We start from the raw sequence: 4,712 nt of genomic DNA on the forward strand, positions 1-4,712 counted from the left end.
TGCTGCTTGAGCTTGCTCTTGTTCTTTTTGTGCTTGCTCTTGTGCTGCCTGTGCTTGTGCTGCTGCTTGAGCTTGCTCTTGTTCTTTTTGTGCTTGCTCTTGTGCTACCTGTGCTTGTGCTGCTTGAGCTTGCTCTTGTTCTTTTTGTGCTTGCTCTTGTGCTGCCTGTGCTTGTGCTGCTTGAGCTTGCTCTTGTTCTTTTTGTGCTTGCTCTTGTGCTGCCTGTGCTTGTGCTACTTGAGCTTGCTCTTGTTCTTTTTGCGTTTGTTCTTGTGCTGCTTGTTCTTGCTGAGCTTGTGCCGTTTGAGACTGCTGCGCTTGTGGAGCTGCCTTTGCTACTGGCGCACTAGCTGTTTGAGATTGAGCTGCTTGTGCCGTTTTAATTTTAAATTGTTCTCCAGGGAAAACTAAGTCTGATGTTAAACCGTTCCATTCTTTAATTTCTTCTACTGTTACGCCATAATGTTGACCGATTGACCACAAAGTGTCACCACGTTTTACAGTATGTACGATTTCTTTTATGCTAGATAAGTTTAGTGTCTGATTTGGATAAATTAGTGTTGATGTTAAGTTATTAGCATCTTTTAGCTCGTCTACGCTCACATTATGATTTTGAGCGATTTTCCATAAAGTGTCACCTTTTTGTACTTCATACGTTCCGCTTGTAGAGGCAGATGCTGCACCTACAAATCCTGCTGAAAGAATTGCCGTTGTCCCTAGAGTAAATACAAATTTCTTCATTTTCCGAATACCTCCTTATTTACTCAATGACTGAATGATACCACCTGTTCATTTCACTTCCATTACAGGAATATTTTACTTTTATTACGGATTTAATTAATTTTAAACATTTTCTTGTAATATTTCTGACAATTCATTTTTGAATAATGATTAAATTTCATCAAAATCATGTCAAAATTTGAAGAAAACTCTATAAAAAGTTGGAGTTGTATTCGGTGATAAAAGTAACTTATCAGCAAAAAAACCTTCTAAAAGCAGTTAGCTTTTAGAAGGTTTTTTTACTGATATGAAACAGTTAAAATTGGAGAATATGCAGGATTGTCGCCCCCATAAATTTCAACTACGTCACTTAAAAAGTCCGCTGGACCTGAGCTTGACAAGCGAAACTGAGTTTTGCCGGTCCTATTCATATACCCCAAAAGCGAGGAAGGAAGTTGAATAGTTGTATATCCATTATTGAGTGAAGGCACTGACATTTGGAAGCCCGCAGAAATAGATGGTGAGGCCTGATAATCTATTTGTTCTAAAGCACTGCTAGTTCCAAATACACCGCTTTTAATATCGCCTTTCAAAGATGAAATATTACCAGTTGAAGATTTGCGATAAATTTTTAAAGATACATCCGTAACAATTGCATCATCAGGTAAAGAACTTGTATCAAAAGATAAAATGGTTCGATATGTGTCGGTATTGTACATTCCTTTATCCCCAATTTTATGAATAGAACTACTCATACCGTCAGCTGATAAGTTTCCGATAAATCCATCTTCAGCAGCAAGTGAAGAAAATACTGAAGATTTCTCTGAAGTTCCAGAAATTTGATAAACTTCCGTCTTTACTTCCTCTTGGTTACCCGCTGCGTCTACACTAAAAAATTTTATTGTTTTGCTAGAGTTGATGGTAATAGGCTCAGAGTACTTTAGAGAATTAACAGTTGGTATGCTTCCATCTAATGTATAGTAAGTGGTGGCAGGTTCATTGGTTGATAATGTAACAGAAACAGAACTTCCATACGTTCCTCCCGCTGGTGAAGCAGCTGTAACCGGTGGGAATATATCTCCTGGATTAGGAGCATCACCATTTTTCGGATGGCTTTTAAAAAAGTTCCAGCTTAATTTAGTTGCATTTGGTCCTTTAGGATCTGTATAAGAACCGGATGTACTTCCCCCTGACCAAGCATGTCCCATTCCTTCTATCATGTACTTTTCCATTACTGTTTTTTCTGCTGTATCTTTGTAAATATATTGCGTATAGCTTCTTCCACCAGATACTGTACCTGTTGCAGTTTGATCTGCCGTATCATCAATATTGTTATTATCCAGCCCATCAGACGCTCTATCATTTGTTTGAGCCCATTGCGATAATATTTGATGCGCATTTATAGGCGCAACAGTGTAGTCAGCTGTCCCATGAAACAAAATAACTGGAACCACTCGTTTATGATCTCCCATGGCTGAATAGGCTAAATCTCCTTGTTGGATAGGATTAGGACCTCCACTGCTCATTGCTGTATAAGCACCTGTCACATTAGTCGCTGCTTTATATTCTAAGCCAGCCCCAACGCTGATAGCCGCAAATATGTCTGGATAAGTAGCTCCCATAATAACACTCATAGCTGCACCAGCAGATAGCCCCCCAACAAAGACTTGGTCGGCATCTATTGAATAACTGCTTTTTATTTGATTGACCATTCCAGCAATTAACGCTGGTTCACCGCTTCCCCTTGATTGATGAGCCGTATCAAACCAGTTCCAACACTTATTTGAATTAGCAGAAGAGGGTTGTTCTGGATAAAGAACAAGAAACTTCTCTGTCTCCGCCAGTTCATTCATTTGTATTCCTGCTGCAAATTGATCAGGGTCTTGAGTACAGCCATGCAGCATAACTACTAGAGGTAAGGCAGCACCTCCCTGATAACTGCTAGGTACGTACAGTTTGTATGTCCTTCCGTTATATGTTTTAGAGGTAAAACTTCCTGCGGCTGAAGAAGATACAGCACCTGAAGATAAAAAAAGTATAAAAATCATCCCTGCTATAAATAATCGTTTCATCTTCCTGCTTCCTCCTTATATTGATATGGTTATACTTAGCAGCAAACGTACATATCGGTATGGTATGGAAATGAATAAGAGTTACTAGTAAGATGATAGCAAGGTTTTATGTAATAAAATTTATATTAACTGCACGATTTGCCTACGGTTATGAGGACGAATAAAATCATTCATCTCCTAAAAAAAGAAAACGCTTACATATAATTGTAAACGATTGTGCCGATAAATACTATAAAAAAGACATACCTTTAAAAATAGGCCGGTATGTCTTCTATGGATTGCTTACTTAAGTATTCATATTGTGACTCGCTGCAATTTACCATAGCAATGGATTGAGGATAACGTTGTAAATGAGAAGGGAGCTCCTTAAACCCAAACTGATGATAATATTCAGGAAGAATATCGCTATACAGCATAAAAATAGCGCTGCGCTTCTCTATCTTCATCTTTTTAAAAAAGTCTTCAAGCATATCGCGGCCATACCCCATTCGTTGATAAAGCTGGTGTACAACAACGGATCCAATACCATGCAAAGCAAACTTTAATCGAGGAGTTTGTAAAAGAAGCAAAATAAATGAACCAATAATTTGATCCTCTTCATTTACGTATACATACCGAATTCCATATGTTTCTTCCTTTTGATTATCTCTCACATACTCTTTGTACGTCCTGCCTTTAGGCCATGCGGCATATCCCATTTGATAGACTTCTGCCAATTCTTCAGACTTTATTTTTCTTAATAACATGAACATCCCCTCTTTATTTATAATCCCATACGTCAGCAGACATTTTTATAAAGTTAAAAATAGTTCCTGTATGTATATATTATACTTCATCCTACGGAAGCTTTCTTGCTCTGAGTGCTATTAACAGCTAATATGTGAGCTACTTTCTCAAAGAACTAGAAAGATTCCTGATAGTTGTTCCTTACCCATAGCAGTCATATATGTAAAGATACTCTTTATCATTCCATAAAAACATAGAGATGTAAATGTATTTCCAGCTTCATTTAGCATTCATTGCTTCATTACGTATTACTCCTCAAAAAAAGCATAGAAACTACGTTCTACGCTTTACAGTGAAAGTAATCATCATCTCTTAAGCTTTTTCGTTCTCTACATACTCTACTAGATGAAAGAAAAAACGATATGTAAGAACAAGAACTTCACCTATCGACATTTTTTCATTAAACTCTTTTATAGCATCTAACTCAATATTCACATCCCATAATCCATCTTTATCATTAAATAAAAGCTGGACGCTTGTTGGACTTTCATTAAGTTCTTTAGCAAAAAATTGTTTTAGTAAAGAACCGAATTTTTTTTGCATATGTAGCCCCGTTAATACTTTATATGTGCCAAACACATCATCCACTTCAAAAGAACATCCATCAAGCTTAATAAATTCGAACCATTTTGATTCTACATATAGAAATTCACTTCTGTGTTCTTTCAAGTAAGAAATGGACGTATCTAAAAACGAAAGAGGAGATTCTTCTGCGATCAGCTCGTCCGTTTCTTTATCTACTCTTTCGATATAAGAATCTTTAAAACGTAAAGATGCCTCTTTTTCTTCTATCATCAGGTTTTGCGGTACCAACTCTTTTTGCAACGCATATTCTTTTTCTTCCTGGTATAGAGATAAAGATTGACCTTGAACGTTCATTTCTTTTTCAATATAAGTTTGAATATTACTTTGTAACATGAAAAAACCTCCTGATTAATCTGCATCACTATCTTATATCATAACCTAAACAAGTGTTTATAAATATAGTCAAACAAAAAATCCTTAGGCTATGCCTAAGGATAATAATGATATATTCAAGTATGTATAAAAGATAATTTGGTTGCGGGGACAGGATTTGAACCTGCGACCTTCGGGTTATGAGCCCGACGAGCTACCGAACTGCTCCACCCCGCG

4 protein-coding genes and 1 tRNA gene are annotated in these 4,712 nt (G+C 37.0%); all 5 read right to left on the reverse strand.

Going from position 1 to position 4,712, the window contains the following annotated elements:
- On the reverse strand, window positions 1–741 hold a 741-nt coding region (locus ACFX4E_RS24135), incomplete at its 3' end, for a LysM peptidoglycan-binding domain-containing protein (RefSeq protein WP_377579908.1).
- 278 nt (window positions 742–1,019) lie between these two features.
- Window positions 1,020–2,792 (reverse strand): extracellular catalytic domain type 1 short-chain-length polyhydroxyalkanoate depolymerase, encoded by a 1,773-nt coding sequence (locus tag ACFX4E_RS24140; protein WP_377239154.1) that lies wholly within the window; start codon window positions 2,790–2,792, stop codon window positions 1,020–1,022.
- Between the two features lie 248 nt (window positions 2,793–3,040).
- A complete protein-coding gene (locus ACFX4E_RS24145) occupies window positions 3,041–3,538 on the reverse strand; it encodes a GNAT family N-acetyltransferase (RefSeq protein ID WP_013081583.1) in 498 nt (165 codons plus the stop codon).
- 352 nt (window positions 3,539–3,890) lie between these two features.
- Complete coding sequence (locus tag ACFX4E_RS24150; protein WP_028410202.1) at window positions 3,891–4,496, reverse strand: hypothetical protein; 606 nt, start codon at window positions 4,494–4,496, stop codon at window positions 3,891–3,893.
- A gap of 139 nt (window positions 4,497–4,635) precedes the next feature.
- Window positions 4,636–4,712: transfer RNA gene (locus ACFX4E_RS24155), tRNA-Met, on the reverse strand.

Origin of the sequence: Priestia sp. YIM B13491 (assembly GCF_042787605.1) — a bacterium.
Lineage (GTDB): Bacteria > Bacillota > Bacilli > Bacillales > Bacillaceae_H > Priestia > Priestia megaterium_E.

What these genes read in the sequence shown, in the direction of transcription:
- ACFX4E_RS24140 (WP_377239154.1), bottom strand. Translation starts at nt 2,792, where the DNA reads ATGAAACGATTATTTATAGCAGGGATGATTTTTATACTTTTTTTATCT.
- ACFX4E_RS24145 (WP_013081583.1), bottom strand. Translation starts at nt 3,538, where the DNA reads ATGTTATTAAGAAAAATAAAGTCTGAAGAATTGGCAGAAGTCTATCAA.
- ACFX4E_RS24150 (WP_028410202.1), bottom strand. Translation starts at nt 4,496, where the DNA reads ATGTTACAAAGTAATATTCAAACTTATATTGAAAAAGAAATGAACGTT.